1 protein-coding gene is annotated in these 352 nt (G+C 49.7%); it reads left to right on the forward strand.

Annotated elements, in window-relative coordinates:
* Positions 1-352: MFS transporter (locus BHE89_RS22640; RefSeq protein WP_128860788.1), on the forward strand; the 352-nt coding region annotated here is incomplete at both ends.

Consider the following 352-nt stretch of genomic DNA (forward strand, 5'->3'; position numbering starts at 1 on the left):
CAGCTTTGGAATGGCTATCACGGTTTCACTTATGGGACTGGCAACAAATATCTGGCAATTAGTCGGACTGCGGTTGTTAGCTGGCCTTGCAGGAGGTTACTCATCCGGTGCTACGATCCTTATCGCTGTCCAAGCTCCCAAAGAACGTATCGCATGGGCGTTAGGGATCGTTTCATCCGGTGTCATGGCAGGTAATCTTGTTGGCCCCCTTGCCGGGGGATGGTTGCCGGGACTGATTGGCATTCGAACTACGTTTTTCTACGCAGCCGCCTTGATATTTCTGGCCTTTATTATGACCCTCACGCTCATCCGTGAAGAGGTGCAAAAAAACACAGTTTCATCGACAAAAAAA

The sequence above is a fragment of the Shigella sp. FC1967 genome (genome assembly GCF_001743005.1).
Taxonomy (GTDB): Bacteria; Pseudomonadota; Gammaproteobacteria; order Enterobacterales; family Enterobacteriaceae; genus Proteus.